Origin of the sequence: Halalkalibacter flavus (assembly GCF_036663575.1) — a bacterium.
Taxonomy (GTDB): domain Bacteria; phylum Bacillota; class Bacilli; order Bacillales; family Bacillaceae_D; genus Halalkalibacter; species Halalkalibacter flavus.
The window spans coordinates 1-267 of the sequence record NZ_JAWRVK010000257.1; the positions used below are offsets into that span (position 1 = coordinate 1).

General features: G+C 59.6%; 1 protein-coding gene. It reads left to right on the forward strand.

Annotation, left to right across the window (positions count from 1 at the left end; genetic code table 11):
• Positions 1–13: 13 nt before the first annotated feature.
• Positions 14–267: PLP-dependent transferase (locus tag SAY88_RS25135; protein ID WP_332635154.1), on the forward strand; the 254-nt coding region annotated here is incomplete at its 3' end.

Sequence of the window (267 nt, forward strand, 5' to 3'; positions counted from 1 at the left end):
GAAGAGAGGATTTATGGGTTTTTCTACGGATGCTATTCATTTCGGGCAGGAGCATGACCCCGCCACCGGGGCCGTCATGGTTCCCATTCATCTCAGTTCCATATTTGCCCAGAAGGAGCTGGGTGAGGGCCAGAGCTACCAGTATTCCCGCACCGGCAACCCGACGCGCGCTGCCCTCGAAAAATGCCTTGCTCAACTCGAAGCCGGCAGGCACGGCTTTGCCTTCGCCTCGGGTGTGGCGGCCATCCATGCCTCGCTGACGCTCCT